The sequence below is a fragment of the Foliimonas ilicis genome, from assembly GCF_039939195.1.
Taxonomy (GTDB): domain Bacteria; phylum Pseudomonadota; class Alphaproteobacteria; order Rhizobiales; family Rhizobiaceae; genus Foliimonas; species Foliimonas ilicis.
Genome location: NZ_JBDUUH010000009.1, coordinates 201,713 through 226,779 on the forward strand (window position 1 = coordinate 201,713; position 25,067 = coordinate 226,779).

Annotated in this window: 26 protein-coding genes; 17 read left to right on the forward strand and 9 right to left on the reverse strand. The window is 58.8% G+C overall.

Translation table 11 applies throughout. The features are described 5' to 3' along the window. Nucleotides 1-37: 37 nt before the first annotated feature. The 4 genes from trmB to ABFT80_RS19375 all read left to right on the forward strand — a co-directional run bounded on the left by trmB (nucleotide 38) and on the right by ABFT80_RS19375 (nucleotide 3,936). The gene (trmB, locus tag ABFT80_RS19360) at nucleotides 38-739 is read left to right on the forward strand and encodes a tRNA (guanosine(46)-N7)-methyltransferase TrmB (protein WP_347973570.1); all 702 of its coding nucleotides are present in this window, start codon (nucleotides 38-40) and stop codon (nucleotides 737-739) included. Between the two features lie 204 nt (nucleotides 740-943). Continuing rightward, entirely contained in the window at nucleotides 944-1,891 is a 948-nt protein-coding gene (locus ABFT80_RS19365) for a Bug family tripartite tricarboxylate transporter substrate binding protein (RefSeq protein WP_347973571.1), read from the forward strand. Beyond that, complete coding sequence (locus ABFT80_RS19370; RefSeq protein ID WP_347973572.1) at nucleotides 1,888-2,373, forward strand: tripartite tricarboxylate transporter TctB family protein; 486 nt, start codon at nucleotides 1,888-1,890, stop codon at nucleotides 2,371-2,373. The genes ABFT80_RS19365 and ABFT80_RS19370 overlap by 4 nt, the downstream gene beginning before the upstream one ends. Nucleotides 2,374-2,391: 18 nt before the next feature. Continuing rightward, nucleotides 2,392-3,936 (forward strand): tripartite tricarboxylate transporter permease, encoded by a 1,545-nt coding sequence (locus ABFT80_RS19375; protein WP_347973573.1) that lies wholly within the window; start codon nucleotides 2,392-2,394, stop codon nucleotides 3,934-3,936. A gap of 39 nt (nucleotides 3,937-3,975) precedes the next feature. On the opposite strand, the gene ABFT80_RS19380 is transcribed toward ABFT80_RS19375, so the two are convergent. Both ABFT80_RS19380 and ABFT80_RS19385 read right to left on the reverse strand, forming a co-directional pair. Then, nucleotides 3,976-4,137, reverse strand: coding sequence for a hypothetical protein (locus ABFT80_RS19380; RefSeq protein WP_347973574.1), 162 nt, complete (start codon nucleotides 4,135-4,137; stop codon nucleotides 3,976-3,978). Nucleotides 4,138-4,301: 164 nt separating this feature from the next. Further along, entirely contained in the window at nucleotides 4,302-4,655 is a 354-nt protein-coding gene (locus ABFT80_RS19385) for a DUF1428 domain-containing protein (RefSeq protein WP_347973575.1), read from the reverse strand. A 238-nt stretch (nucleotides 4,656-4,893) separates the two neighbouring features. On the opposite strand from ABFT80_RS19385, the gene rimP reads away from it, so the two are divergent. From rimP to ABFT80_RS19440, 11 genes are all read left to right on the forward strand, one after another. Further along, nucleotides 4,894-5,520, forward strand: coding sequence for a ribosome maturation factor RimP (gene rimP / locus ABFT80_RS19390; RefSeq protein ID WP_347973576.1), 627 nt, complete (start codon nucleotides 4,894-4,896; stop codon nucleotides 5,518-5,520). A gap of 47 nt (nucleotides 5,521-5,567) precedes the next feature. Then, a complete protein-coding gene (gene nusA, locus ABFT80_RS19395) occupies nucleotides 5,568-7,163 on the forward strand; it encodes a transcription termination factor NusA (protein WP_347973577.1) in 1,596 nt (531 codons plus the stop codon). A gap of 38 nt (nucleotides 7,164-7,201) precedes the next feature. Continuing rightward, nucleotides 7,202-7,855, forward strand: a complete 654-nt coding sequence (locus ABFT80_RS19400; RefSeq protein ID WP_347973578.1) for an RNA-binding protein — start codon at nucleotides 7,202-7,204, stop codon at nucleotides 7,853-7,855. Continuing rightward, the gene (infB, locus tag ABFT80_RS19405) at nucleotides 7,852-10,494 is read left to right on the forward strand and encodes a translation initiation factor IF-2 (RefSeq protein WP_347973579.1); all 2,643 of its coding nucleotides are present in this window, start codon (nucleotides 7,852-7,854) and stop codon (nucleotides 10,492-10,494) included. Before ABFT80_RS19400 ends, infB begins: the two co-directional genes overlap by 4 nt. 34 nt (nucleotides 10,495-10,528) lie before the next feature. Beyond that, a complete protein-coding gene (locus ABFT80_RS19410; protein ID WP_347973580.1) occupies nucleotides 10,529-11,077 on the forward strand; it encodes a hypothetical protein in 549 nt (182 codons plus the stop codon). Nucleotides 11,078-11,108: 31 nt separating this feature from the next. Next, a complete protein-coding gene (rbfA, locus tag ABFT80_RS19415) occupies nucleotides 11,109-11,531 on the forward strand; it encodes a 30S ribosome-binding factor RbfA (RefSeq protein WP_347973581.1) in 423 nt (140 codons plus the stop codon). After that, a complete protein-coding gene (gene truB, locus ABFT80_RS19420; protein ID WP_347973582.1) occupies nucleotides 11,531-12,475 on the forward strand; it encodes a tRNA pseudouridine(55) synthase TruB in 945 nt (314 codons plus the stop codon). Before rbfA ends, truB begins: the two co-directional genes overlap by 1 nt. A gap of 37 nt (nucleotides 12,476-12,512) precedes the next feature. After that, nucleotides 12,513-13,598: a magnesium/cobalt transporter CorA gene (gene corA / locus ABFT80_RS19425; RefSeq protein WP_347973583.1), complete on the forward strand. Its 1,086-nt coding sequence runs from the start codon at nucleotides 12,513-12,515 to the stop codon at nucleotides 13,596-13,598. Nucleotides 13,599-13,766: 168 nt separating this feature from the next. Then, nucleotides 13,767-14,036, forward strand: coding sequence for a 30S ribosomal protein S15 (rpsO, locus tag ABFT80_RS19430; protein WP_347973584.1), 270 nt, complete (start codon nucleotides 13,767-13,769; stop codon nucleotides 14,034-14,036). A gap of 277 nt (nucleotides 14,037-14,313) precedes the next feature. Continuing rightward, nucleotides 14,314-16,458: a polyribonucleotide nucleotidyltransferase gene (pnp, locus tag ABFT80_RS19435; protein WP_347973585.1), complete on the forward strand. Its 2,145-nt coding sequence runs from the start codon at nucleotides 14,314-14,316 to the stop codon at nucleotides 16,456-16,458. Between the two features lie 97 nt (nucleotides 16,459-16,555). Next, nucleotides 16,556-17,572: a class I SAM-dependent methyltransferase gene (locus tag ABFT80_RS19440; protein ID WP_347973586.1), complete on the forward strand. Its 1,017-nt coding sequence runs from the start codon at nucleotides 16,556-16,558 to the stop codon at nucleotides 17,570-17,572. Nucleotides 17,573-17,619: 47 nt separating this feature from the next. Here ABFT80_RS19440 and fabI read toward each other — a convergent pair whose 3' ends face one another. Genes fabI through fabA form a run of 3 tightly spaced genes read right to left on the reverse strand, consistent with a single transcriptional unit; the run spans nucleotide 17,620 to nucleotide 20,203 of the window. Next, nucleotides 17,620-18,426, reverse strand: coding sequence for an enoyl-ACP reductase FabI (gene fabI, locus ABFT80_RS19445; protein ID WP_347973587.1), 807 nt, complete (start codon nucleotides 18,424-18,426; stop codon nucleotides 17,620-17,622). Nucleotides 18,427-18,434: 8 nt separating this feature from the next. Then, on the reverse strand, nucleotides 18,435-19,658 hold the full coding sequence (gene fabB / locus ABFT80_RS19450; RefSeq protein ID WP_347973588.1) for a beta-ketoacyl-ACP synthase I: 1,224 nt from the start codon (nucleotides 19,656-19,658) through the stop codon (nucleotides 18,435-18,437). Nucleotides 19,659-19,687: 29 nt separating this feature from the next. Beyond that, nucleotides 19,688-20,203 (reverse strand): 3-hydroxyacyl-[acyl-carrier-protein] dehydratase FabA, encoded by a 516-nt coding sequence (fabA, locus tag ABFT80_RS19455; protein ID WP_347973589.1) that lies wholly within the window; start codon nucleotides 20,201-20,203, stop codon nucleotides 19,688-19,690. Between the two features lie 232 nt (nucleotides 20,204-20,435). On the opposite strand from fabA, the gene irrA reads away from it, so the two are divergent. After that, nucleotides 20,436-20,861, forward strand: coding sequence for an iron response transcriptional regulator IrrA (irrA, locus tag ABFT80_RS19460; protein ID WP_347973590.1), 426 nt, complete (start codon nucleotides 20,436-20,438; stop codon nucleotides 20,859-20,861). Between the two features lie 9 nt (nucleotides 20,862-20,870). Here irrA and ABFT80_RS19465 read toward each other — a convergent pair whose 3' ends face one another. Next, the gene (locus tag ABFT80_RS19465) at nucleotides 20,871-21,434 is read right to left on the reverse strand and encodes an SH3 domain-containing protein (RefSeq protein ID WP_347973591.1); all 564 of its coding nucleotides are present in this window, start codon (nucleotides 21,432-21,434) and stop codon (nucleotides 20,871-20,873) included. Between the two features lie 163 nt (nucleotides 21,435-21,597). On the opposite strand from ABFT80_RS19465, the gene ABFT80_RS19470 reads away from it, so the two are divergent. Beyond that, on the forward strand, nucleotides 21,598-22,599 hold the full coding sequence (locus ABFT80_RS19470; RefSeq protein WP_347973592.1) for a 2-hydroxyacid dehydrogenase: 1,002 nt from the start codon (nucleotides 21,598-21,600) through the stop codon (nucleotides 22,597-22,599). A 59-nt stretch (nucleotides 22,600-22,658) separates the two neighbouring features. On the opposite strand, the gene ABFT80_RS19475 is transcribed toward ABFT80_RS19470, so the two are convergent. From ABFT80_RS19475 to ABFT80_RS19485, 3 genes are read right to left on the reverse strand one after another with little or no spacing between them, the layout of a single operon-like run. Further along, nucleotides 22,659-23,069: an aconitase X swivel domain-containing protein gene (locus tag ABFT80_RS19475; protein WP_455189967.1), complete on the reverse strand. Its 411-nt coding sequence runs from the start codon at nucleotides 23,067-23,069 to the stop codon at nucleotides 22,659-22,661. Beyond that, the gene (locus ABFT80_RS19480) at nucleotides 23,066-24,316 is read right to left on the reverse strand and encodes an aconitase X catalytic domain-containing protein (RefSeq protein ID WP_347973593.1); all 1,251 of its coding nucleotides are present in this window, start codon (nucleotides 24,314-24,316) and stop codon (nucleotides 23,066-23,068) included. The genes ABFT80_RS19475 and ABFT80_RS19480 overlap by 4 nt, the downstream gene beginning before the upstream one ends. After that, nucleotides 24,313-25,065 (reverse strand): molybdopterin-synthase adenylyltransferase MoeB, encoded by a 753-nt coding sequence (locus ABFT80_RS19485; RefSeq protein WP_347973594.1) that lies wholly within the window; start codon nucleotides 25,063-25,065, stop codon nucleotides 24,313-24,315. The genes ABFT80_RS19480 and ABFT80_RS19485 overlap by 4 nt, the downstream gene beginning before the upstream one ends. Nucleotides 25,066-25,067 lie beyond the last annotated feature (2 nt).

Consider the following 25,067-nt stretch of genomic DNA (forward strand, 5'->3'; position numbering starts at 1 on the left):
CGGTTCGCGCCGCCTGCTCGCCACTACAGGTAACATCATGACTTCGGAAAGCCGCCGCACGCGCGCGACAGAGGCCTTTTATGGCCGCCGCAAAGGCAAATACATCAGGCCGCGGCAGGCGGATGCGCTGGCCGATGGGTTGGCGCGCCACAATCTGGATCTTTCCGTTGCTGCTCCGGCAGATCTGGCCACTCTTTTCGCGGCTGATGTCGCGTCGGTAAAGCTGGAGATCGGTTTTGGCGGCGGTGAGCATCTGCTTCATGCGGCAGGCCGCCAGCCTGAATTGGGCTTCATTGGCGTCGAGCCCTTCGTCAACGGCATGGCGAAGCTGATGAACGTTGTGGAACAGCAGCCGCTTTCCAATCTTCGGGTCTATGACGACGACGCGACACGGCTTCTGGACTGGCTGCCCGAAGCGTCGCTGGCAGGTATCGATTTGTTCTATCCAGATCCCTGGCCGAAGAAGAAGCACTGGAAACGGCGCTTCGTGAATGAGCAGAACCTTAATCGCTTTGCGCGGGTTCTGAAGCCCGGCGGGATTTTCCGCTTCGCCTCCGACATCGATACCTATGTGAACTGGACGCTGCTGCATTGCCGTTCCCACGCTGATTTCGAGTGGCAGGCTGCGGTTTCCAGCGATTGGCACACGCCTTATGAGGCGTGGCCCGGCACACGCTACGAGGCAAAAGCGTTGCGGGAAATGCGCACGCCAGCCTACCTCACCTTCCTGCGCAGCTAGAGCGCCGTGCGTCCTATTGGACGCACAAAGGACGCTCTAACCTTTGACTCTGCTGCATCGTGCTTTCCTCAACCGATTCCGGTTTTCGGGCCGATGCAGTAGTCGATAAGACCGCCTGCAATAACGCGTTGACAAGTTGGTTTCTTGAACGCTTATCTGTGTGGATAGGGCGTATGCCCGCTATGCATGAGGGAGGAGTATTTCATGCGTCGTTTGATGTTGGCCGCAGCAGGCCTTGCTTTGTTGATGGCAGGTCAGGCATCGGCCACCGACTATAAGATACTCGCACCTGCCGCACCGGGCGGCGGCTGGGACCAGACGGCCCGCACGATCCAGAGCGTTCTTCAGGATGAAAAGATTTCCGACAGCGTTCAGGTGATCAATGTTCCTGGCGCTGGCGGCACGATCGGCCTTGCGCAGTTCGTCAATCAGTCGAGCGGCGACGCGACGCAGCTTATCGTCGGCGGCTACGTGATGGTTGGCGCAATTCTCACCAATAAATCGCCCGTCACGCTCGATCAGGTAACGCCGATTGCGCGCCTCACCGGCGAATATGAAGCGATCGTCGTGCCGACCGGCTCGGAAATCAAGACGATGGCCGATCTGGTCGCCAAGCTGAAGGCCGATCCCGGCTCCGTTTCATGGGGCGGCGGCTCGGCTGGCGGCACGGACCACATCACGGCAGGTCTTATCGCCAAGGCTTCCGGGGTCGATCCGACCAAGGTCAACTACATCGCGTTTTCCGGCGGCGGCGAAGCGCTTGCCGCAATCCTCGGCAATCAGGTGACGGTCGGCATTTCCGGCTACAGCGAGTTCGAGCCGCAGATCAAGGCTGGCGCGCTGCGCATCATTGGCATTTCGAGCGACGAGCGCCTCGAAGGCATCGATGCACCGACTTTCAAGGAAGGCGGGACGGATGTCTCGATCCAGAACTGGCGCATGATTTCGGCGGCACCCGGCATCAGCGATGAGCAGAAGGCCGCGATCACCGCAGACATCGACAAGATGGTGAATTCTGCGGGCTGGCAGGAAGCGCTGAAATCCAAGGGCTGGGCGAACACCTATCTCGCGGGCGATGAGTTCAAGGCTCAGTTGGCGAAAGATACCGAAGCTACATCTGCCATTCTCAAGGACATCGGCCTCGTCCAATGACACCCGACAATCGGCCTGCTGACCAATCCCGCACAGATCGTGCGGGGTTGGTTATTGCCGCCATCATGGCGGCATTCTCCATCGGTATGGCATGGAGCACCTACAATGCGGGCGGCACCGCTGCCTATGCTCCCGTCGGGCCTAAGACCGTGCCGTTCATAGTCGCGGGCGGTCTTTTCATCCTGTCGATCTGGACTGCTTTCGAAGCGTTTCGGGGTGATTTCCCGAAGCGCGAACCGCAGAATTTGTCGCCCATGCTGTGGATCATCGGCGGCCTTGCGGTCCAGATGCTTCTGATAAAATCGGTCGGCTTTTCTATCGCCACTGGCCTTTTGTTTGCGGCCACGGCGCGCGGGTTCGGTCGCGATAAATTCTGGTTCACCATCCCGGTTGGTATCGTATTTTCATTCGTGATCTGGTTCATCTTCGCCAAGGGCCTTCAATTGTCCTTGCCGGCCGGACCGCTGGAACGATTGTTTTAAAGGCGCGGAAAAGCGGCCATGAATACGTTTGAACTTCTCGGGCAAGGCCTCGTCATTGCCCTCCAATGGCAAAATCTGGTCTATGCGCTGATAGGCGTCACGCTTGGCACCGCAGTCGGCGTCTTGCCGGGCATCGGTCCGGCCTTGACCGTCGCGCTGCTTTTGCCGGTCACGTACAAGCTCGATCCGGCAGGCTCACTCATCATGTTCGCCGGTATCTATTACGGCGGCATGTATGGCGGTTCGACGACGTCGATCCTGCTCAACACGCCGGGCGAAAGCGCCTCGATCGTCACCGCGCTTGAGGGAAACAAGATGGCGCGCAAGGGCAGGGGCGGTCCGGCACTTGCGACCGCTGCCATCGGCTCATTCGTTGCGGGCCTGATTGCGACGCTCGGTCTGGCGTTCATTGCGCCATGGGTCGTCAAATTCGCGCTTTCCTTTGGCCCTGCTGAATATTTCGCGCTGATGCTGCTGGCTTTCATGACCGTTTCGGCAGCGTTCGGCGATTCCACGCTGCGCGGTCTCACATCGCTTTTCATCGGGCTTGGCTTGGGGCTTATCGGCATCGACCAGCTAACCGGTCAAACGCGCCTGGCGTTCGGAACGCCCAATCTTTTCGATGGAATTCAGGTGACGACGCTGGCGGTTGCGCTCTTCGCAATCGGTGAAACGCTTGCCGTCGTCTCCAGCAAAATCGCGATGGATGAGAAGATCGAGGCGGTCAAAGGTTCGGTCTGGATGAGTCGCGAAGACTGGAAGCGCTCATGGATGCCATGGCTACGCGGTACGGCGATCGGCTTCCCCATCGGCGCAATGCCTGCGGGCGGTGCGGATGTCTCCAGCTTCCTGTCCTATTCGACGGAACGTCAGTTCTCGAAACACCCGGAAGAATTCGGAAATGGCGCCATCGAAGGCGTTGCCGGGCCGGAGGCCGCGAATAACGCATCGGCTGCCGGTACGCTCGTGCCGTTGTTGACGCTTGGTCTTCCGACGACTGCGACCGCGGCCATCATGCTTGCAGGCTTCCAGCAATTCGGCCTTCAGCCGGGACCATTGCTGTTTCTCACGAATGCGCCGCTCGTTTGGGGTCTTATCGCCAGCTTGCTCGTCGCGAACATGATGCTGCTCGTGCTGAATCTGCCGCTGATCGGCATCTGGGTGAAGTTGCTCACCATCCCGCGGCCTTGGCTCTATGGCGGCATTCTGGTGTTTGCGACGCTCGGCACCATCGGCGCAAGCGCTTCGACCTTCATGCTAGGCCCCATCCCGACGTCTTTCGAACTCGGTCTGCTTATGCTTTTCGGTATATTGGGATATGTGCTGCGTCGCTTCGGCTATCCGATAGCGCCCGTGGTCGTCGGGCTTATTCTCGGGCCGATGGCTGAAAAGAGCCTGCGTCAGGCTTTGCAAATCAGCCAGGGCGATCCATCAGTGCTCGTGCACTCATGGATATCGGTGGTGCTGATCGCGCTTGCGATTGCCGCCGTTGCCGTTCCGCTGATCTTGCGAGCACGCGGAAAAGGCAAGATGCTGGCACAGCTTGGCACGGACGAGGACTAAGTCCTGTCTCAGTAGATTTTTCTAAGACCGGAATAGGCCTTAGAATTTGTTGATGGCGCGGAACTGGGCGGGGTCGATACCAAGATTCTTGAGGTCGCGTGCATTGGGATTGCGGCGGCCTTCAACGGCGCGGGATGCAGAAATCGCGCTACCGAAAATCTCGAATATTCCACCAATCGCGGAAAGCGTACGTCTGGACATGGTTCACTCCTATATGTGCGCTGCAAAATTCTTTGCTGCGTTGCAACATAAGTAGTGATTTTCTCCTTCTGTTTAAAGAAGGGATCTTGCATGCAAGCCATGCTCCAGATGCAGGGCTGGCGGCGCGGCTATTCGAACGGCCGCGCCTGCCGCTTTACCGACGCTTACTTTTCGACGAACGGTTTGAAGCCGCCGAAGATCATGCGCTTGCCATCGAAAGGCATGTCACTCATGGTCTCCCCGAAGCGTGGATCCTTCATCACTTTGGCATTGATCGCATCGCGGTCTTCGCGGGATTTGAAGGTGACCCAGGAAAAAATGACGACTTCATCGTCCGTTGCCTGAACGGCGCGCGGAAAAGATGTCAGTTCGCCATAGGGTACGTCATCGCCTATGCATTCGACACAGGAAACCGCGCCATACTCGGTCCATACTTCGGCGCCCAATCGTGCCAACTTCTTATAGTCGTCCAGCCTGTCCTTCGGCACTGCGATCACATAACCATCGACATAAGACATTTCATTCTCCTCTTGTGGGTAGCCCGAATGAAAGACGTTCAACCGATCCTCGATCCGACACTATAGCTAAAAAAATTCGTTTTCGAGTTTGCGGCAGGCTTCGGTGGGCAAGTCGCTCCGGCACTTGAAACTTCGCGTATCTTCCTTTATATCAGCCTCAAATTCTTGGTCGTTAAGGCGAAGGGTGGGTCCGACCGGTCCCGCTCTTTTTTGTTAAATACGGCCTGCCGGAGAGAGAATGACGACAGAACCAGAAGCCACCTTTGAGGATGACCGCATTATCCGGGAAACCGGAGTGGATGCTCGTGTTGCGCAAATCGTTGCGCCCGTCCTGCGTGGTGCCGGTTTTCGACTTGTTCGTGTGCGCTTGTTCGGCCAGAACGGTTTGACACTTCAGATCATGGCCGAGCGCGAAGACGGCACGATGACCGTCGAGGATTGCGAAGAGGTCAGCCGGGCGATTTCGCCGGCGCTCGACGTCGACGATCCGGTCGATAAGGCGTATCATCTGGAAGTCTCGTCGCCGGGCATCGATCGCCCATTGGTGCGCAAGTCGGATTTCGCGCTTTGGGCCGGGCATCTGATCAAGTTGGAAACCTCCATCATGGTCGCCGACCGCAAGCGTTTCCGCGGCAAGATCACTGGCGTTGATGACGAAGGTGTGCTGATCGACAGCGACAAGCTCGCCTATGGCGAAGCGCCTACGGTGAAGGTGCCTTACGACACGATTGCGGAAGCCCGTCTCATTCTGACAGACGACCTCATTAAAGACGCCTTGAGCAAAGACAACAGGGCGCGCAAGGAAGCAAGAAAGCATCGCGGGCTGCCCGAAGATGCAGAAGACGAAACCGAAACTGAGAATTGAGCAACCGGCGGGCGTGACGCCCGGAGCCGATGTTCAGGGAGACGAAGATGGTAGTTAGTGCCAACAGGCTAGAGCTGTTGCAGATTGCGGATGCGGTAGCGCGTGAGAAATCGATCGATAAATCGATCGTGCTCGCCGCGATGGCCGATGCCATTCAGAAGGCTGCGCGCTCGCGCTACGGCCAGGAAACCAACATCCGCGCCGACATCAACGCCCAGACGGGCGAGATGAAGCTGCAGCGCCTGATGGAAGTGGTCGAGGCCGTCGATGATTATGCGACGCAGATCGCGCTTTCCACGGCTCGCGAACGCAATCCCGATGCTCAGATCGGCGATTTCATCGCAGAACAGCTTCCGCCGATGGATTTCGGCCGTATCGCTGCGCAGTCCGCCAAGCAGGTCATCGTGCAGAAAGTGCGCGAAGCCGAGCGCGACCGCCAGTATGACGAATACAAGGATCGCATTGGCGAGATCGTCAACGGCACGGTCAAGCGCGTCGAATATGGCAATGTCATTGTCGATCTGGGTCGTGGCGAAGCGATTATCCGTCGCGACGAGCTGATCCCCCGCGAAAACTACAAATATGGCGACCGTGTTCGCGCTTACGTCTACGACGTGCGCCGCGAACAGCGCGGCCCGCAGATTTTCCTGTCGCGTACGCATCCGCAGTTCATGGCGAAGCTCTTCACCATGGAAGTGCCGGAAATCTACGACGGCATTATCGAAATCAAGTCGGTGGCCCGCGATCCGGGTTCGCGCGCCAAGATTGCGGTTATCTCGCGTGACTCCTCGATCGATCCTGTCGGCGCCTGCGTCGGTATGCGCGGCAGCCGCGTTCAGGCTGTCGTCGGCGAATTGCAGGGCGAAAAGATCGACATCATTCCGTGGTCGCCATCGGCCGCGTCGTTCATCGTCAATGCACTTCAGCCTGCCGAAGTGGCCAAGGTTGTTCTCGATGAAGACGCCGAGCGTATTGAAGTTGTGGTTCCCGATGACCAATTGTCTCTTGCGATCGGCCGTCGCGGCCAGAATGTCCGTCTCGCCTCTCAGTTGACCGGCTGGGACATCGACATTCTGACCGAGCAGGAAGAGTCCGAGCGTCGCCAGAAGGAATTCGTCGAGCGTTCGACGCTGTTCATGGAATCGCTGGACGTCGATGAGATGGTCGGCCAGGTTCTGGCGTCCGAAGGCTTCACGAGCGTCGAAGAAGTCGCCTATGTCGAACTCGACGAGATTTCGTCGATCGATGGTTTCGATGAAGACACGGCAAACGAGATCCAGTCTCGCGCCAAGGAATACATCGAACGCATCGAAGGTGAGCATGATGCGAAGCGCCGCGAACTGGGCGTTGCAGATGAACTCCGCGAGATTCCGGGCATCACGACTGCAATGCTCGTGACGGTCGGCGAAGACGGCGTGAAGACGATCGAAGATTTCGCAGGCTACGCGATCGACGATCTGGTCGGCTGGAAAGAGCGCAAGGATGGTGAAACCAAGCACTTCCCCGGCGTTCTGGCAGATTTCGGCGTAAGCCGCGCAGACGCGGAACAGATGGTCGTTGCCGCCCGCCTCAAGGCAGGCTGGATAAGCGAAGACGATCTTGCGAGCGAAGAGGAAGCGGTTTCTGAAACCGCCGAGAACTAAGGTGTCCACGGATCGGCTTGATGGCGTTATCGGACGAAATGAACGATCGCACCTGCATCGTCACGCGGAAACAAGCCGCGTCGGATGAGCTGATCCGCTTTGTCGTCGACCCGAACGAATCGGTTGTCGCCGACCTCAAAAGAAATCTGCCGGGGCGCGGTTGCTGGGTAACCTCAGATCGCGTTCATGTGGACAAGGCAGCGGGAAAGGATCTGTTTTCCCGCGCCTTCAAACGTCAGGTAAAAGCCGCCCCCGACCTCGGTGCGGTTGTCGATAGACTGATGACGAAATCCGCGCTGGGTGCACTTGGCCTTGCGCGAAAAGCCGGCGCAGTCGCGCTGGGCGCAGCCAAAGTAGAAGCCGCAGTGCGCAGCGGCAAGGCGTTGTTCGTGCTCCATGCCGCCGAAGCGTCAGAGGATGGTCTCCGCAAGATCACCCAAGCTCGACGTGCTACGGCCTACGCCGAAGGACCGCAAATCTATGCATATAAACTTTTTTCTGAATCGGAATTGAGTTTGGCATTAGGTGGTACAAATGTGATACATGCAGCCATTCTCGCCGAAGACGCGGGCAAGGCGGTTCAAAAGCGCATGGTTGCGCTTGACCGATACCGGGGCGGTTCCTCGGACGACCGGGCAATGTTTGCGGCGATTGCTGACGACCTAGATGATGTCGCAGAGGATATGGAATGACGGATACGAAATCAGGTGACGACAATACGTTGAGCGTCAACCCGAAGAAGACGCTGACGCTGAAGCGTCCCGGCGTAGAGCAGGGAACCGTGCGCCAGAACTTCTCGCATGGGCGTACCAAGTCGGTCGTCGTAGAGACAAAGAAGCGCAAATTTTCGATGCCCGGTGAAAAGACCGAGACGGCAGCGTCTGTTTTTGCGCCCAAGCCTTCTCAGCCGGTCGCAGCGCCTCCGGTTGCAGCGCCCGCCGCGCCTGTCGTTGCAAAGGAAGCGCCGGTAGCGGCCCCGGCAGCACCTGTCGCGCCGCCCGCGCCTGTTGTCGCAAAGGAAACGCCAAGGCCGGCTCCCGCACCAGAGCGTTCGGGCATGGTTTTGAACGTGCTTTCTTCCGGCGAAATGGACGCTCGTCGTCGCGCTCTCGAAGGTGCGATGTCGCGCGAAGTCGAAGATCGCCAACGCGCTGCAGACGAATCCAAGCGCCGTGCCGAGGAAGAAGAACGCCGCAAGCGCGAGCGTGATGAATCCGCGCGCCGTCAGGCGGAAGAGGAAGCACGGCTTCAGACCGAGGCTGAATCGCGCCGTCGCGCCGAAGAAGAAGCACGTCGCCGTACGCCGATGGCCGATAAGGCTGTTGCCGAGGACGACGATGCAGGCGAAAAGCCAAAGGCCAAGGTTGGCGCCACTCCGATCCGTCGCATCGCGACCCCGGAAGTTGCCCGCCCGGTCAAGCCGAAGAGCGAAGAAGATCGTCGTCGCGGCAAGCTGACGCTGAACACTGCACTTTCGGACGATGGCGATGCGCGTTCGCGTTCGCTGTCGGCAATGCGCCGTCGCCAGGAAAAATTCAAGCGTGCGATGCATCAGGAGCCGCGCGAGAAGATCGTGCGCGAAGTGACCGTTCCTGAAACCATCACGATCCAGGAACTCGCCGGACGTATGTCCGAGCGCGCCGTGGACGTCGTAAAGTTCTTCATGAAGCAGGGCCAGATCATGAAGCCCGGCGACGTTATCGATGCCGATACGGCAGAACTCATCGCATCGGAATTCGGCCACACGGTTCGCCGCGTCGCAGAATCCGACATCGAGGAAGGCTTGTTCGACATTGCCGACCGCGATGAAGATATGGAATCGCGTCCGCCGGTCGTAACGATCATGGGTCACGTCGATCACGGCAAGACCTCGCTGCTCGACGCGATCCGCAGTGCCAAGGTCGTGTCCGGTGAAGCCGGTGGCATCACGCAGCATATCGGCGCCTATCAGGTCGAGAAGAACGGTCAGAAGATCACCTTCATCGACACGCCTGGCCACGCAGCCTTTACCGCGATGCGTGCCCGTGGTGCGCAGGCGACCGATATTGCCATTCTGGTTGTTGCAGCCGACGATTCGGTGATGCCGCAGACGATCGAGTCGATCAGCCATGCGAAGGCGGCAGGTGTGCCGATCATCGTTGCGATCAACAAGATCGATAAGCCATCTGCCGATGCGCAGAAGGTTCGTACCCAGCTTCTGCAGCACGAAGTGTTCGTGGAATCGATGGGCGGTGAAGTGCTCGACGTCGAGGTTTCCGCCAAGACCGGCGCCAATCTCGACAAGCTTCTTGAAGCGATCCTGCTTCAGGCGGAGCTTCTCGACCTTCGTGCCAACCCGAACCGTACTGCCGAAGGCGTCGTTATCGAAGCCAAGCTCGACAAGGGCCGCGGCCCGGTTGCGACCGTTCTCGTGCAGACAGGCACGCTTCTTCCCGGTGACATTCTCGTTGCCGGCAATGAGTGGGGCCGTGTGCGTGCAGTGGTCAACGAGAAGGGCGCCCAGCTCAAGCAGGCTCTGCCTTCGACCCCGGTCGAGGTGCTCGGCCTTCAGGGCACGCCGCAGGCGGGCGACCGCTTCGCAGTGGTCAATGATGAGGCTCGTGCTCGTGAGATCACCGAGTATCGTCAGCGTCTTGCACGCGACAAGGCAGTCGCAAAGCATGCAGGCCAGCGCGGTTCGCTCGAGCAGATGATGTCGCAGTTGCAGACCAGCGGGCTGAAAGAATTCCCGCTCGTCATCAAGGGCGATGTGCAGGGTTCGGTCGAAGCCATCATCGGTGCGCTCGACAAACTCGGTACGGATGAAGTGCGCGCGCGCATCGTTCATTCCGGTGCCGGCGGCATCACGGAAAGCGACATCTCGCTTGCCGAGACGTCCGGTGCGGCCATCATTGGCTTCAACGTTCGTGCAAATGCACAGGCCAAGCAGGCGGCAGCGCAGGCTGGCATCGAAATTCGCTACTACAACATCATCTACAGCCTTGTGGACGATGTGAAGGCGGCGATGTCGGGTCTGCTTTCGCCGGAACGTCGCGAAACCTTCATCGGCAATGCGGAAATCCTCGAGGTCTTCAACATCACGAAGACCGGCAAGGTCGCAGGTTGCCGCGTTACCGAAGGCAAGGTCGAACGTGGCGCAGGCGTACGCCTGATCCGCGACGACGTCGTGATCCACGAAGGCACGCTCAAGACCCTCAAGCGCTTCAAGGACGAAGTTGCCGAGGTTCCGGGCGGCCAGGAGTGCGGCATGGCCTTCACGAACTACGAAGACATGCGCGTTGGCGATGTCATCGAGTGCTTCCGCGTGGAGATGGTGACAAGGACGCTGTGATTTTTCACAGCGCCCCCGTCTATCAAGGGTGGCAATGGGCTCTGATGCGCACGTGCCTCTCCGCACGCTTAGATACAGCCTGACCCCGGCAGACAATCTCGCCTACGAGATGCTGCCGGGCAGGTTGAGCTTCAAGACGAAATTCTGGCTTCTGGTTTGGATCGGCTGCGGCGGACTTCTCGTCATGGCCCTGCCGGACAGTCTGGCAGGAAACTGGTGGTGGGCCGTTGCCGGGTTCATTCTGGCAATATGGGCAGTGCTTGCAATCGTCGGAACCAACATTCAGGTTCGGCGCAATGCGGCGGCAAGAGCGCTTCCCGCCGGGCCGGTGGATGTCGAAGACCAGGGCACTACACTGCAGATCAGCAGCGATGGACTGTCGAAGGAAATACCGTTCCCGAAGCTCGGCGCGGTCGTTTTATCGCCAGGACACGTCTTCATCGATTTCAACGGCGGACCTTTGATTATTCCGCTCTCCGCATTCCACGACATTGGCGAGATGCAGTCATATGCATTCGGCGTCAGGGAGCGGAAATTCGCAAAAACCGAAAATTTGGCACAGGCCGCATCGCCTGCGGTATAAAAGCCTCAACGACCAATCCGGGAAGAAGAACATGTCAGCACATTCAGCCAAGGGGCCTTCGCAGCGCCAGCTACGCATAGGCGAGCAAGTCCGCCATGCGCTGGCCGAAGTGCTCCAGCGCGGCGAAGTGCGCGACCCCCTCATCGAGACGACGGTTATCTCCGTGTCCGAAGTGCGCATGTCGCCCGATCTCAAGATCGCAACGGCCTTTGTCGCGCCTTTGGGCGCCAAGGACGACAGCGCGGTCATCGATGCTTTGAACCTGAATGCGAAATACATTCGCGGTCGCGCATCGAATGCGCTTCGCCAGATGAAATACATGCCTGAATTCCGGTTCAAGGCTGATACGAGCTATGACAATATGTCGAAGATCGACGATCTTCTGCGTTCGCCTGAAGTCTCACGCGATCTTGCTGAAAAAGACGGGCTCGCCGAAAAAGACGGGGAAGAATAGTGGGACGTCGCGGTAAGAAAAAAGGCCGTCCAATTTCCGGTTGGGTGGTTCTGGACAAGCCTGTCGGCATGGGTTCGACCGAGGCCGTGTCCAAGGTGAAGTGGCTGTTTCAGGCCGACAAGGCCGGTCATGCAGGCACGCTCGATCCCTTGGCGTCGGGCATGTTGCCGATTGCCCTTGGCGAGGCGACCAAGACCGTGCCTTACGTCATGGATGGCGCGAAGATTTATCGTTTCACGGTTGCGTGGGGGCAGGAACGTTCGACGGACGATCTCGAAGGCCCGGTGACAAAAACCTCCGAAAAGCGCCCGAGCGAAGCCGAAATTCGCGCTCTCCTGCCGAAATATACCGGCGTGATCATGCAGGTTCCGCCGCAGTTTTCCGCGATCAAGATTGCCGGCGAACGGGCCTATGATCTGGCGCGCGAAGGCGAGACGGTGGATATTCCGGCCCGCGAAATCGAAATAGGCAGCCTCGAATTGGTCGAAATGACGGCAGAAGGCCATTCGATCTTCGAAATCGAATGCGGCAAAGGCACATATGTCCGCTCGCTGGCGCGCGATATGGGTCGCGATCTGGAATGCTTCGGCCATATTGCCGATTTGCGCCGTGTCGAGGTCGAACCCTTCACACCGGAAGATTTCGTCACCATCGCCATGCTCGAGGCCGTACAGCCTCCGCGCGATGCCGAAGGCGGCAGCGAGCTTTACGCAGCCATGGATGCACTGCTCGTCGATACGTCGGCAGCGCTCGATTGCTTGCCGCAAGTGGCGCTGACGGACGATGCGGCGGCAAAGATCAGGCTCGGAAATCCGGTCATCATACGTGGCCGGGATGCACCATTGGAAGCCGACGAAGCATGCGCCACGGCACGCGGCAAGCTCGTGGCGATTGGTGCGATCGAGGCAGGCATGTTCAAGCCAAGACGCGTTTTCGCGGGGTAAATCCGCGCGCTGACTGGCATTTTATGGGGGGCCGGGGATGAAGGCTGACGGTGAGATGAAGCGCAGACACGCCAAACGCTCACCTGTCGGCGCGTCGCCCGGCACGCTTCTGGCTGATCCGCACGCCCTGCCTTCCACACTCAACCTCACGCTGATCTCGCCGGAAAAATGCGAGTTCATCGACGGAGCCACCCTCAAGGATGTGAAGAAACATCAGGGGCATTGGCCTGTCATATGGCTGGATTGCGTCGGCCTGCAAAGCGTCGATCTGATTGCCGAGATCGGCGAACTGTTCAAGCTTCACCCCTTGGCTCTGGAAGATACGGTCAATACCGGCCAGCGCCCGAAGGTGGATTTCTTCGAAAACCATGCTTTCGTCGTTTTAAGCATGATCGACGACATGAAATTGAGCCGGTATGAGCAGATTTCCGTGTTTTTCGGCGAGAACTTCGTCGTGTCTTTTCAGGAGCGGCCGGGCGATCCGTTCGATCCCGTCAGAAAGCGTATCAAATCGTCGTCTCCCAACCGCTTGCGCTCACGCAAGGCCGATTATCTCGCCTATGCGCTGATCGACTCTGTCGTCGACAGCTACTTCCCGGTGCTTGAAGGGGCAGGCGACAAGATAGACCATACGGAAGATGATATGGTCCGCTCGGTCAGAAAGGAGCAGGTACGGCAATTGCACGAACTGCGCCGCGGCATGAGCGTGCTGAAGCGGGCCTTATGGCCGCTGCGCGATGCAGTTGCCGGTTTGATACGCGCTGAAACGCCAATACTCGGCGCCGAAACCAGAGTTTATCTGAACGATACACAGGATCATCTCATCAGGCTGATCGAGATCGTGGAAACGCATCGCGACATGCTGACCAGCCTGATTGACATGCATATTTCGCTCTCGCAGGCCCGCATAAACGAGATCATCCGGTTCCTGACGATCATGTCGTCGATATTCATTCCGCTGACCTTTCTGGCTGGCATATGGGGCATGAATTTCGATCCTGTCGCCTCGCCATGGAACATGCCGGAACTGCTTTCCTACTACGGCTATCCGATTGCGCTGGGTTCAATGGTGCTGGTGGCTGTTGGTTTGATCATCTTCTTTCGTTGGAAGAAATGGTTGTAACTGCGGAGGCGCCGGTTTCGGCGTCCCGTTAATATCTCTGGTGTTTTCGTACGTTTTGCACTATATGCGCCCCAACATCGCGCTTTTAGCGCCATGTGCAGTGGCCCTTGCTGGACGACATCCCGGCTCTGGGCGTCCCGTTTCCTCAAAATTGAAAGGAAAAACACGATGTCGATTACTGCCGAACGCAAAAAGGAATTGCTCAACGAATTCGCCACCGTCAAGAACGACACCGGTTCGCCGGAAGTTCAGGTTGCAATTCTGTCAGAGCGGATCAAGAACCTGACCGAACATTTCAAGGACCACAAAAAGGATAACCATTCCCGCCGTGGTCTTCTTGCTCTGGTTTCGCAGCGCCGTAGCCTCCTTGATTATCTCAAGGGTAAGGACGAGGCACGCTACCAGACGCTGATCGAAAAGCTCGGCCTGCGTCGTTAACGATCTGACCGGCGGGTTTTTGCAAAAAGACCCGCCGATCGCTTATTTCGGGCCGCTCGAACAAGCGGCCTTCATGGTTCCGGAACATGCACAGGGCAACAACCGGAACCGCTCCGTGGATAGGTCATGGGGCAGGATTGCAGGATGCCTGGTGCGTCTTTTCGATGCGAAATTCCAGACCTCCCGTTGTCTTGCCCGTGGCTCGTCCCAAAGAGGCCGGGGAAAGTAAACCGCGCACTATGGACGCGCGGGCTTTCCCGTATTTGAAGGACAAGATATGTTCAATCATCACAAAGTCGAAATCGAATGGGCCGGTCGTCCGCTCATTCTGGAAACCGGCAAGATCGCTCGTCAGGCTGATGGCGCGGTGCTCGCGACCTACGGCGAAACCGTCGTTCTCGCCACCGTCGTTTCGGCGAAAGAGCCGAAGCCGGGCTTCGACTTCTTCCCGCTTACCGTGAACTATCAGGAAAAGACCTACGCTGCGGGCAAGATCCCCGGCGGTTATTTCAAGCGTGAAGGCCGCCCGAGCGAGAAGGAAACCCTGGTTTCGCGTCTCATCGACCGCCCGATCCGCCCGCTCTTCGCAGCCGGCTACAAGAACGACACGCAGGTCGTCATCACCGTCGTCCAGCACGACCTTGAAAACGATCCGGACATTCTGTCGATTGTTGCGACCTCCGCAGCACTGACGCTTTCCGGCGTGCCTTTCATGGGCCCGATCGGCGGCGCGCGCGTCGGCTACATCAATGGCGAATACGTCCTGAACCCGCATATCGATGAGATGCAGGAGTCCAAGCTCGATCTCGTCGTTGCAGGCACGAACGACGCCGTTCTCATGGTCGAGTCCGAAGCCAAGGAACTTTCCGAAGACATCATGCTCGGCGCCGTCATGTTCGGCCACAAGGGCTTCCAGCCGGTCATCGACGCTGTCATCCAGCTCGCAGAACTCGCCGCCAAGGAACCCCGCGCTCACAACCCGGTCGATCTCTCCGCGCTCGAAGGCGAAATGCTGAAGATCGTCGAGAACGAACTTCGCGACGCTTACAAGATCACCGACAAGCAGGCACGCTACGTCGCCGTCGACGCCGTCAAGGCCAAGGTCAAGGCAGCGTTTGCAGCCGAAGGCGACGAAGCTCCAAAGTGGTCTTCCGAGCAGGTTGGCACCGTGTTCAAGGAACTTCAGGCGAAGATCGTTCGCTGGAACATCCTCGACACCGGTTCACGCATCGATGGCCGCGATCTCTCGACGGTCCGCAAGATCGTTTCGGAAGTCGGCCTTCTGCCGCGCACCCACGGCTCGGCGCTCTTCACGCGCGGCGAGACGCAGGCAATCGTCGTTGCCACGCTCGGCACCGGAGAGGACGAGCAGTATGTCGACAGCCTGACCGGCATGTACAAGGAGAAGTTCCTCCTTCACTACAACTTCCCTCCCTATTCGGTTGGTGAAACCGGCCGTATGGGTTCGCCCGGCCGTCGCGAAATCGGCCACGGCAAGCTCGCGTGGCGCGCTATCCGTCCGATGCTGCCTGCTGCCGAGCAGTTCCCCTACACGCTGCGCGTCGTTTCCGAGATCACGGAATCCAACGGTTCCTCGTCGATGGCAACCGTCTGCGGCACCTCGCTTGCTCTGATGGATGCCGGCGTTCCGCTGACCAAGTCCGTTGCCGGTATCGCAATGGGCCTCATCAAGGAAGGCGAGCGTTTCGCAGTTCTTTCCGACATCCTCGGCGACGAAGATCACCTCGGCGACATGGACTTCAAAGTGGCCGGCACTGATGGTGGCATCACCGCCCTGCAGATGGACATCAAGATCGACGGCATCACCGAAGAGATCATGAAGGTCGCTCTCGGTCAGGCCAAGGACGGACGTCTGCACATCCTCGGCGAAATGGCCAATGCCATCACCGAAGGCCGCTCCGAGCTGGGCGAATTTGCTCCGCGCATCGAAGTCATGCAGATCCCGACCGACAAGATCCGTGAAGTCATCGGTTCCGGCGGCAAGGTCATCCGCGAAATCGTCGAAAAGACCGGCGCGAAGATCAACATCGAAGACGACGGCACGGTGAAAATCGCTTCGTCGAACGCGAAAGAGATCGAAGCTGCCAAGAAGTGGATCCACACCATCGTTGCAGAGCCGGAAGTCGGCGAAATCTACGAAGGCACGGTCGTCAAGACCGCCGATTTCGGCGCGTTCGTGAACTTCTTCGGCCCGCGCGACGGCCTCGTCCACATCTCGCAGCTCGCAAACGACCGCGTCGCGAAGACCTCGGACGTCGTTAAGGAAGGCCAGAAGGTCTGGGTCAAGCTGATGGGCTTCGACGAGCGCGGCAAGGTCCGTCTCTCGATGAAGGTCGTCGATCAGGAAACCGGCAAGGAAATCGTCCGCGAGAAAAAGGACGACGAAGAAAACGCCGCCTGATTTTGGCTAGTTGAATTGAAAGCGGGCGCACCGAAAGGCTGCGCCCGTTTTTGTTTGTTTTGTAGCACCACCCTCTGAATTTCGGATCAATTAATTAATGTCACGAGAAGCCCTGAAAACCCTTTTCTACCCCTTCGAGACCGACACGCTGTCTGCACCCGAAAAGGGCACCCGCGTATTGTTTCTTGGTGCCGAGCCCGGCTTTCGATTTCCCGAGGGCTTTGATGGGACGGTTTCGATGGTGCAGGGGTTCCGGTCATCATTTATTGGGCTGCAATCGGCAGGTCATGACGTAAAGCCGCGCGCCGAGGGCGAGGGCTATGATTCCGCCCTGGTGCTCTGCGGCCGTCACCGCGGCCAGAACGAACTGCGCGTCGCAGAAGCGCTGGAGCGCGTCAGCGTTGGTGGATTGATCGTCGTTGCCGGATCGAAAGATGACGGCATCGCCAGCCTGAAGAAGCGCGTTGCAAGCCTGATCGAGATCGAAGACCAGCTACCGAAATATCACGGCGTCGCCTTCTGGTTCCGCCGCCCGGCCGACGCTGCAGCAATTCCCGCTCTCAAAGAGGGCAATGACGACGCCATTGTCGAAGGCGAATATCTCACCAAGCCTGGAATGTTTTCGCACGACAAGATCGACACTGCGTCGCGCATGCTGGTCGAGAGCCTGCCTTTGGATGTGAAGGGCGCTGTGGCGGATTTCTGCTCAGGCTGGGGCTATCTTGCCAGGGAAGCCGCCGCGCGCTGGAGCAAGATAAATACGCTCGATCTTTATGAGGCTGATTACGAAGCCGTCGAGGCATCGCGCCGAAATCTCGAAAACCTCAAAACACCGGCGCCGAATTTCCATTGGTTCGACCTGATTTCGGAGAAACCGGCCAAAAAATACGACGTAATTCTCATGAATCCGCCCTTCCATCAGGGCAGGGCGGCAGAGCCGGATATCGGACAGGCGATGATCGGAGCGGCGTCTGCGGCGCTGAAGCCCGGCGGCAGGCTTTTCATGGTCGCCAATCGCAGGTTGCCTTACGAGCGGGTTCTGGCAGGTGTGTTTTCAAGCCATGCCGAGATTGCCGGCAATGGCGCGTTCAAGGTGTTTGCTGCAAAGAAGTAGGTGGTGGGGAGCTCTCGAAGGACGCACCCCAACCTCAGAAACAAACCCTACTCGCTATCCGTCTTCTTCAACTCATCCAGCGTCGGCATCGATACGATGTGATAACCGGAATCCACATAGTGGATTTCACCAGTCACGCCTGACGACAAATCCGACAGCAGATAAAGCGCCGAGCCGCCGACTTCATCGATGGTCACGGTGCGGCGCAGCGGGGAGTTGCGCTGCTGGTAGGAGAACATGTGCCGCGCATCGGAAATGCCGGCGCCCGCGAGCGTACGCACAGGGCCTGCGGAGATGCCGTTCACGCGAATGCCGCGCGGGCCGTAATCATTGGCGAGATAGCGCACGCTGGCTTCCAGGCCGGCCTTTGCAACGCCCATGACGTTGTAGTTCGGCATAACGCGCACAGAACCCGCATAGGTCAGCGTAATCATCGACCCGCCATTGTTCATCAACGCGGCGGCGTGGCGCGCAACTTCCGTGAAGGAGTAGCAGGAGATGACCATGGTGCGGACGAAATTGTCGCGCGTCGTGTCGGCGTAAAGCCCTTTGAGCTCGTTCTTGTCGGAGAAGCCGATGGCGTGGACGATGAAGTCCAGCCCGCCCCACTCATTGCCGAGCGTCTCGAAAACCGACGCGACGGAAGCGCTGTCTTCCACATCGCAAGGCAGTACGAGCTTTGCATCCACCTTGTCGGCCAGTGGCTTCACACGGCGGCCGAAGGCATCGCCCTGATAGGTGAAGGCGAGTTCCGCGCCCTGTTCGGAAAGGCGGCGCGCAATGCCCCATGCAATGGAATGGTCGTTCGCGACGCCCATGACGAGGCCGCGTTTGCCCTGCATCAAACCTGACATTATGAACCTCAGCCGTTGTAGCGCTGGAAGACGAGCGTCGCATTCGTGCCGCCGAAACCGAACGAATTCGAAAGAACCGTGTCGATCTTGGCATTGTCGATGCGCTTGCGCACGATCGGCATGCCCTCGAATTCGGGATCGAGTTCTTCGATATGCGCGCTTTCGCCGATGAAGCCGCCTTCCATCTGGAGGATCGAATAGATCGCTTCCTGAACGCCCGCCGCACCCAGCGAATGGCCTGTAAGCGATTTCGTCGAGGTGATGTTCGGCATCTTGTCTGCGAAAACTTCGCGGATCGCGCCCATTTCCTTCGAATCGCCGACCGGCGTCGATGTGCCATGGGTGTTTATGTAATCGACCGAGCCTTCGACGGTCGAAAGCGCCTGTCGCATGCAGCGGATTGCGCCTTCACCAGACGGAGCGACCATGTCGTAACCGTCCGAGGTAGCGCCGTAGCCGACGAGTTCGCCGTAAATCTTTGCGCCGCGCGCCTTGGCATGCTCCAGCTCTTCAAGAACCAGAACGCCAGCACCGCCCGCAATGACGAAGCCGTCGCGGTTTACGTCGTAGGCACGCGAAGCGACTGTCGGGCGGTCATTGTATTTGGAAGACATGGCGCCCATCGCGTCGAACAAATTCGACATCGTCCAGTCGAGATCCTCATGGCCGCCAGCGAACATGATGTCCTGCTTGCCCCACTGGATCATTTCCGCAGCATTGCCGATGCAATGCGCAGAAGTCGAGCAGGCCGACGAGATCGAATAGTTCACGCCGTGAATCTTGAACCAGGTGGCGAGCGTGGCAGATGCCGTCGAGGACATCGCTTTCGGCACCGCGAACGGTCCGATTCGCTTCGGGCTGTTGTTTTTCAGCGTGATTTCCGACGCTTCCACGATGGTTTTCGTCGATGGCCCGCCCGAACCCATGATGATGCCGGTGCGCTCATTGCCGGAAATGTCGGTCTCTTCCAGCCCTGAGTCGGCAATCGCCTGCTTCATGGCGACGTGGTTCCACATGCCGCCTTGCGAGAGGAAACGTGCGGCGCGGCGGTCGACAAGATCGCTCGGGTCGAGCGTTGGCGCTCCCCAAACCTGGCACTTGAAGCCGTGTTCCGCAAAATCCTCCGAGAAACTGATGCCCGAGCGGGCATCACGAAGGGACGCTTGCACCTCCTCGGCATTGTTGCCGATGGACGATACGATTCCGAGGCCAGTAACGACGACCCTTCTCATCGTGAATTCCTTTCAGATTGCACTTGCGGTCAGGCCGCTTCCTGCTTGGAAAGGCCGACCCGCAGGTCTGTCGCCCAATAGATAGTCTCGCCATCGGCCTTTAGCCAGCCATCGGCTGTGCCGAGCACGAGGCGTCCGCGCATCACGCGCTTGAAATCGATGCCGTATTCGACTTTTTTGACCTTGGGCGTGACCATTCCCTTGAATTTCACTTCGCCGGTCGACAGCGCCATGCCCTTGCCGGGTTCGCCGAGCCAGCCGAGGAAGAAGCCGGTCAACTGCCACATGGCGTCGAGGCCGAGGCAGCCGGGCATGATCGGGTTGCCGATGAAATGGCATGGGAAGAACCAGAGGTCAGGCTTGATGTCCAGTTCGGCGCGCACGAAGCCCTTGCCGAATTCGCCGCCGGTTTCCGAAATTTCCGTGATTCGGTCGAACATCAGCATCGGAGGGGCGGGAAGCTGCGCGTTGCCTGCGCCGAAAAGCTCGCCGCGGCCGCAAGCCAGCAGATCCTCGTAATCGTAGCTGGATTTCTGTTCAGCCATAAAACCTTCCCCGTTGCCTTCGTGCCTGTAACCGGCACTCTCTGATCTTACTAACACAGTCTGTTTCGCGCCGGAAACCGCACTTGCGCTTAACCCGCTCGCCTTCCGGGGTCAATGTGCCCCTATTGATCGAAGGGCTGTGAGCGAATATATCTCTGGATTGAACGATTTTGTCGCAAAAGCATAGCGACGGCTTCCGCGGGCTCCACCGCGAAAGGATTTGGGCCGATAAATGATTTCGACCTGTGACGAAAAGATGATCCCGGTAGACAAGCGTGTTCGCGACGCGGGGCTTAGGCCGACGCGTCAGCGTCTGGCGCTTGCCGACCTGCTGTTCGCCAAGGGGGATCGTCACCTGTCCGCCGAGGAACTGCACGAGGAAGCGCTTGCCGCCGGCGTGCCGGTGTCGCTGGCAACCGTCTACAATGCGCTGCACCAGTTCACCGAAGCCGGTCTGCTGCGCATTCTGGCCATCGAAGGTGCAAAAACCTATTTCGACACGAACACCTCCGATCACCATCACTTTTTCATCGAAGGTGAAAACACGGTATTCGACATTACGGATGGCGTGCAGGTTCTGAACCTGCCTGAGCCACCCGAGGGCATGGAAATCGCCAATGTCGATATCGTGGTGCGGCTGCGCCCGAAGCGCAGCTAACCGGCCTTATCAGTCCTTGACCTGCTCGCCGGGATAGGCGCCCCAGACAAGGGTCTGCCTGAGCCAGCCCGTATGCTCGCCAAAGCTCATCTGGCACCAGTCGCCATTGCAGGCGCGTATGGTCCCGATGACGCCGGGTTCGATCATCGCAATGGGCGACGCATCATTGGTCGGACGTGCCAGCAGTGAAATCTGCGATTCCTTGCCACGCTGCCACGGCGCGGTGATTGCCGTGCGGCGGCCCGAAAGCAGCGACTGGTTGATCCAGCCTTCGGCACCATCGGCGTCGCGAACGCGGCGCCAATTGTCATATTCCTGGATGATTTCCATCGGCAGGCCCGGCTTCACATACATCCAGTCGACGGCGTAATTGACGCCGGGACCGATGCGCGAATTCACGCGGCCCGATTTGAGGCTGACAAAGCGCGGCAAGGGCAGGCCGCTTGCACCGCGCATCATCGTATCCTGTGTTGAGGCTGCCTGAGTGTCGCCATTGACGACCGCAGCCGACAGGAAAGCCAGTCCGAGCACAACCACACTTACGGTTCGACGAAGCGACACGAAACCAGACACGTTCGTTCCTCTGTTTGCCTTGCATTGGACAGGGACCGATCGTCCCCTTTTTCTTTGTCTTCGCCCACCGCGCTTGATACACAGTCGGTGATGCCGAGACCTGTTCTTACTTTCGCGCGTCTTGGTTAAAGAGGTCTCAACAGGATCCGGATTCGAGGAAATTATGACCGGCAGGAAAAAGCCTCTCGTCGTTATCACCCGCAAATTGCCGGACCCTGTGGAAACACGCATGCGCGAGCTTTTCGACACGCGCCTCAACATCGACGATTTGCCGATGACGCAGCCCGAACTGGTTGCAGCGGTCAAGGAAGCCAATGTGCTCGTGCCGACGATTACCGACCGGATCGATGCGGCCCTGATCGCGCAGGCTGGCGAAAATCTGAAGCTGATCGCCAATTTCGGCAATGGCGTGGACAATATCGACGTCGTCGAAGCCGCAAAGAAGGGCATAACCGTCACAAACACGCCCAATGTGCTGACGGAAGACACGGCCGACATGACGATGGCGCTGCTTCTTGCTGTGCCGCGCCGTCTCACCGAAGGCGCGAACGTGCTGAAGACGGATGGCAAATGGTCCGGCTGGTCACCCACATGGATGCTTGGCCGGCGCATTTGGGGCAAGCGACTGGGTATCGTCGGCATGGGACGGATCGGCACTGCGCTGGCGCGGCGCGCGAAGGCTTTCGGCCTGTCCATTCACTATCACAACCGCCACCGTGTATCGCGTGCCGTCGAGGATGAGCTGGAGGCGACCTATTGGGAAAGCCTCGACCAGATGCTGGCGCGCATGGACATCATTTCCGTGAACTGCCCCTCGACGCCCGCGACCTTCCATCTGCTTTCGGCGCGCCGTCTCGCTCTGATGCAGCCATCCGCTTACATCGTGAACATTGCGCGCGGCGACATCATCGACGAGGACGCACTGATTAAGCTGTTGCAGGACAACAAGCTGGCGGGTGCGGGGCTGGATGTTTTCCAGCATGAGCCATCCGTCAATCCCAAGCTGGTGAAGCTGGCTGGCAAGGGAAAGGTCGTCCTTCTGCCCCATATGGGTTCGGCGACGATGGAAGGCCGCATCGACATGGGCGAGAAGGTCATCATCAACATCCGCACCTTTTTCGACGGCCACCGTCCGCCGGACCGCGTCCTGCCGAACCGCATCTAACACTTTAAGTGAGCATCGGAATAATCCGAAAACCGGTGCCCACTTTTCGGTCCGATGCTTTAGGAAAGCGTTCGGATTTCGCCAGCGGCGGATATTTCGACCTGTCCTGTCAGCGAGGCGAATTCTTTGCGGTCGAGCTGAAGCGCAACGGGCGTTTGCCAGCCCATTTCGCGGGCCACGATCAAGCCGAGCAGCAGGATCGCATCCGGTTCGTGAAGCACGATTGCCGCGGGCGCGTTGCCGCTGTGGATGAGTTCGAGAAGCACGGCGGAGGCAGACGACGAACCGATTGTTCCGGGCAGGAAAAGCACTTTTCCGGCGATATTTTCACCGAGTTGGGGATGCCTTACATCGCTGATGTGCCCGGTCTTGGGATCGACGCCGCCCCAGAAACTGATCGGCGCGCTGAGAACGAGCGCCGGACCGAAGCCGCCTTCGCCTTCAACGAGAATGGATGCCGACATCTTCATGCGGCAAGCACCTTGAATATAGGTCTGCCTGCGACCGCGCTTTCCACGCAGTCGCTGAGCGAGGCATAAAGAACCGCATATCCGGTGTTTCCCGGCGCATAATGCGCGAATTTTCCCGAATTCGTCATCAGGACGCCGCCGGACAATTCCGGCATGATCGGTGTCACCACCACGCAAGTATCGGCCACGACCACGACGCCAAGCTGCTCAAGTGCCTTGCGTAAGCCTGTCTCGTCCAGCCGGGTCAGAACGTGGCGACCGGTACATGCGTAGATCGGTACGCGCAGTTTTCTCCCGGCCAAGGCTCTTTGAAGAGCTTCGAATTCGGCCAGTGAAAGATGCGGGCTGCCGATTGCGACGGCATCGAGCCTGTCAGTCGCGGAAGCCGTCGAAAGCCGCGCCTGCGCGTCCGCGGCCATTTCGCGCGTGACGCGGATCGTCATTTCGGGTTCGAAGCCGCCAAGCGCCGTTTCAATGTCGGGCGCTTCGGGCGTGACGCCTGCGATGTGAAAAAGCCCGACAGCGCCGGACGATGCCGCCGCGGCTCCGAATGCCTTCAGCGCATCCTCGCCCGGATGTTTCGAAATACCGGTGACGACGCCAATCGTTGTGCCGGTTTCGCGGCCGAAAAGGCTGCCTAGGACCGGCCAGGCGATTTCGGAGTTCAGAAAGTCATCCGGCAACATGCTGACGTCAAAAATCAGCTTTGCGCGCCTGTTTTCCGATAAATGCAGCCCGAAGGCAGGCGCTTTTCCAGAAATCGCGCAGGCAATGTCCAGAAAATCGCCATATCGATTGGTCCGTGCACCAAGAACTGAATTGCAGAAAACGACCGCGTTGGATTCGCCCCAGGCAACATCCGAGCCGAACTCCGGCCTGTGACCGGCTTGATAGGGCGCGCAGGTCCAGCTTGGCTCGCAGCCAAGCGCGCGATAGGCCTGCATCATGCGGCGTGCCATTTCCCGTTCCGCAGGCGCGAGACGGGTTTTGGAGCAGCCGGTCAGATCGAGCGCGCCGACATTGAGCGTCGCGCGGACCGCGACCTTCGCGCCGCCTTCGACCAGCTTTTCGGCGAAAAGCGTGCCGGAATCGCCGTGGTAGAGCGCCCCGTCGATATGGGCGGATTTAATCGGGATCAGATGCGGCGCGCCCAAAAGCCGGGCGCTTTCGCCGACGATGCGCATAGCCATGGCCGCGCCGTCTGTTCCTGCCGTGATTGCGCGCTCTTCATCCGTAAGGAGTGTCATTTCGGGGTTTTTCGCGCGTAGCGCACGGTTTCGAACCGTGCTGCCAAGCCATCGTAAAGCAGGAGGCGACCGACCAAAGGCTCACCAATGCCGGTGATGAGCTTTATCGCTTCCATTGCCTGCAAGGTGCCCATCACGCCGGTCAGCGCGCCGATGACGCCCGCTTCTGCGCAGGAAGGAACGAGTCCGGCTGGCGGGGCTTGCGGGAACAGGTCGCGGTAGCCGGGATTCTGCTTTTCATATGGCTTCAACACGGTGAGCGAACCGTCAAAGCGCCCGACCGCTGCATGAACAAGCGGGCGCTTCTGCTCTTCGCACGCATCGGCAAGCGCATAGCGCGTTTCGAAATTGTCGGAGCCGTCGACGACGAGGTCATATTGCGCAACAACATCCGCAGCATTTTCTGTGTTTAGTCGCATGTCATGTAAGTTAACGCTTACATTCGAATTGATGCCCTGGATGTTTTCCTTTGCGCTTTCGGTCTTCAAGCGTCCGACAGATGCCGTTCCATGAATGATCTGCCGTTGCAGATTGGAAAGCGAGACGACATCGTCATCGACGATGCCAAGAGTTCCGACCCCGGCGGCCGCGAGATATTGCAGCACCGGCGCGCCCAGTCCGCCTGCTCCAATGACCAGCACCCGCGCGCGCTTGAGCTTCTGCTGACCCGCGCCGCCGATTTCAGGCAATACGATGTGGCGCGCATAGCGCTCAAGCTCGTCAGATGTCAGGGGAGGGGCGTTATTCATTA

Bases quoted from the DNA above. Each gene is read 5' to 3' on its own strand.
- ABFT80_RS19400 (WP_347973578.1), top strand. From the start codon at position 7,202: ATGAACGATCGCACCTGCATCGTCACGCGGAAACAAGCCGCGTCGGAT.
- ABFT80_RS19375 (WP_347973573.1), top strand. From the start codon at position 2,392: ATGAATACGTTTGAACTTCTCGGGCAAGGCCTCGTCATTGCCCTCCAA.
- rimP (WP_347973576.1), top strand. From the start codon at position 4,894: ATGACGACAGAACCAGAAGCCACCTTTGAGGATGACCGCATTATCCGG.
- infB (WP_347973579.1), top strand. From the start codon at position 7,852: ATGACGGATACGAAATCAGGTGACGACAATACGTTGAGCGTCAACCCG.
- rpsO (WP_347973584.1), top strand. From the start codon at position 13,767: ATGTCGATTACTGCCGAACGCAAAAAGGAATTGCTCAACGAATTCGCC.
- irrA (WP_347973590.1), top strand. From the start codon at position 20,436: ATGATTTCGACCTGTGACGAAAAGATGATCCCGGTAGACAAGCGTGTT.
- ABFT80_RS19470 (WP_347973592.1), top strand. From the start codon at position 21,598: ATGACCGGCAGGAAAAAGCCTCTCGTCGTTATCACCCGCAAATTGCCG.
- rbfA (WP_347973581.1), top strand. From the start codon at position 11,109: ATGTCAGCACATTCAGCCAAGGGGCCTTCGCAGCGCCAGCTACGCATA.
- ABFT80_RS19380 (WP_347973574.1), bottom strand. From the start codon at position 4,137: ATGTCCAGACGTACGCTTTCCGCGATTGGTGGAATATTCGAGATTTTC.
- ABFT80_RS19410 (WP_347973580.1), top strand. From the start codon at position 10,529: ATGGGCTCTGATGCGCACGTGCCTCTCCGCACGCTTAGATACAGCCTG.
- fabB (WP_347973588.1), bottom strand. From the start codon at position 19,658: ATGAGAAGGGTCGTCGTTACTGGCCTCGGAATCGTATCGTCCATCGGC.
- fabI (WP_347973587.1), bottom strand. From the start codon at position 18,426: ATGTCAGGTTTGATGCAGGGCAAACGCGGCCTCGTCATGGGCGTCGCG.
- trmB (WP_347973570.1), top strand. From the start codon at position 38: ATGACTTCGGAAAGCCGCCGCACGCGCGCGACAGAGGCCTTTTATGGC.
- nusA (WP_347973577.1), top strand. From the start codon at position 5,568: ATGGTAGTTAGTGCCAACAGGCTAGAGCTGTTGCAGATTGCGGATGCG.
- corA (WP_347973583.1), top strand. From the start codon at position 12,513: ATGAAGGCTGACGGTGAGATGAAGCGCAGACACGCCAAACGCTCACCT.
- ABFT80_RS19385 (WP_347973575.1), bottom strand. From the start codon at position 4,655: ATGTCTTATGTCGATGGTTATGTGATCGCAGTGCCGAAGGACAGGCTG.
- ABFT80_RS19480 (WP_347973593.1), bottom strand. From the start codon at position 24,316: ATGACACTCCTTACGGATGAAGAGCGCGCAATCACGGCAGGAACAGAC.
- ABFT80_RS19475 (WP_455189967.1), bottom strand. From the start codon at position 23,069: ATGAAGATGTCGGCATCCATTCTCGTTGAAGGCGAAGGCGGCTTCGGT.
- ABFT80_RS19365 (WP_347973571.1), top strand. From the start codon at position 944: ATGCGTCGTTTGATGTTGGCCGCAGCAGGCCTTGCTTTGTTGATGGCA.
- pnp (WP_347973585.1), top strand. From the start codon at position 14,314: ATGTTCAATCATCACAAAGTCGAAATCGAATGGGCCGGTCGTCCGCTC.
- ABFT80_RS19370 (WP_347973572.1), top strand. From the start codon at position 1,888: ATGACACCCGACAATCGGCCTGCTGACCAATCCCGCACAGATCGTGCG.
- fabA (WP_347973589.1), bottom strand. From the start codon at position 20,203: ATGGCTGAACAGAAATCCAGCTACGATTACGAGGATCTGCTGGCTTGC.
- ABFT80_RS19485 (WP_347973594.1), bottom strand. From the start codon at position 25,065: ATGAATAACGCCCCTCCCCTGACATCTGACGAGCTTGAGCGCTATGCG.
- ABFT80_RS19440 (WP_347973586.1), top strand. From the start codon at position 16,556: ATGTCACGAGAAGCCCTGAAAACCCTTTTCTACCCCTTCGAGACCGAC.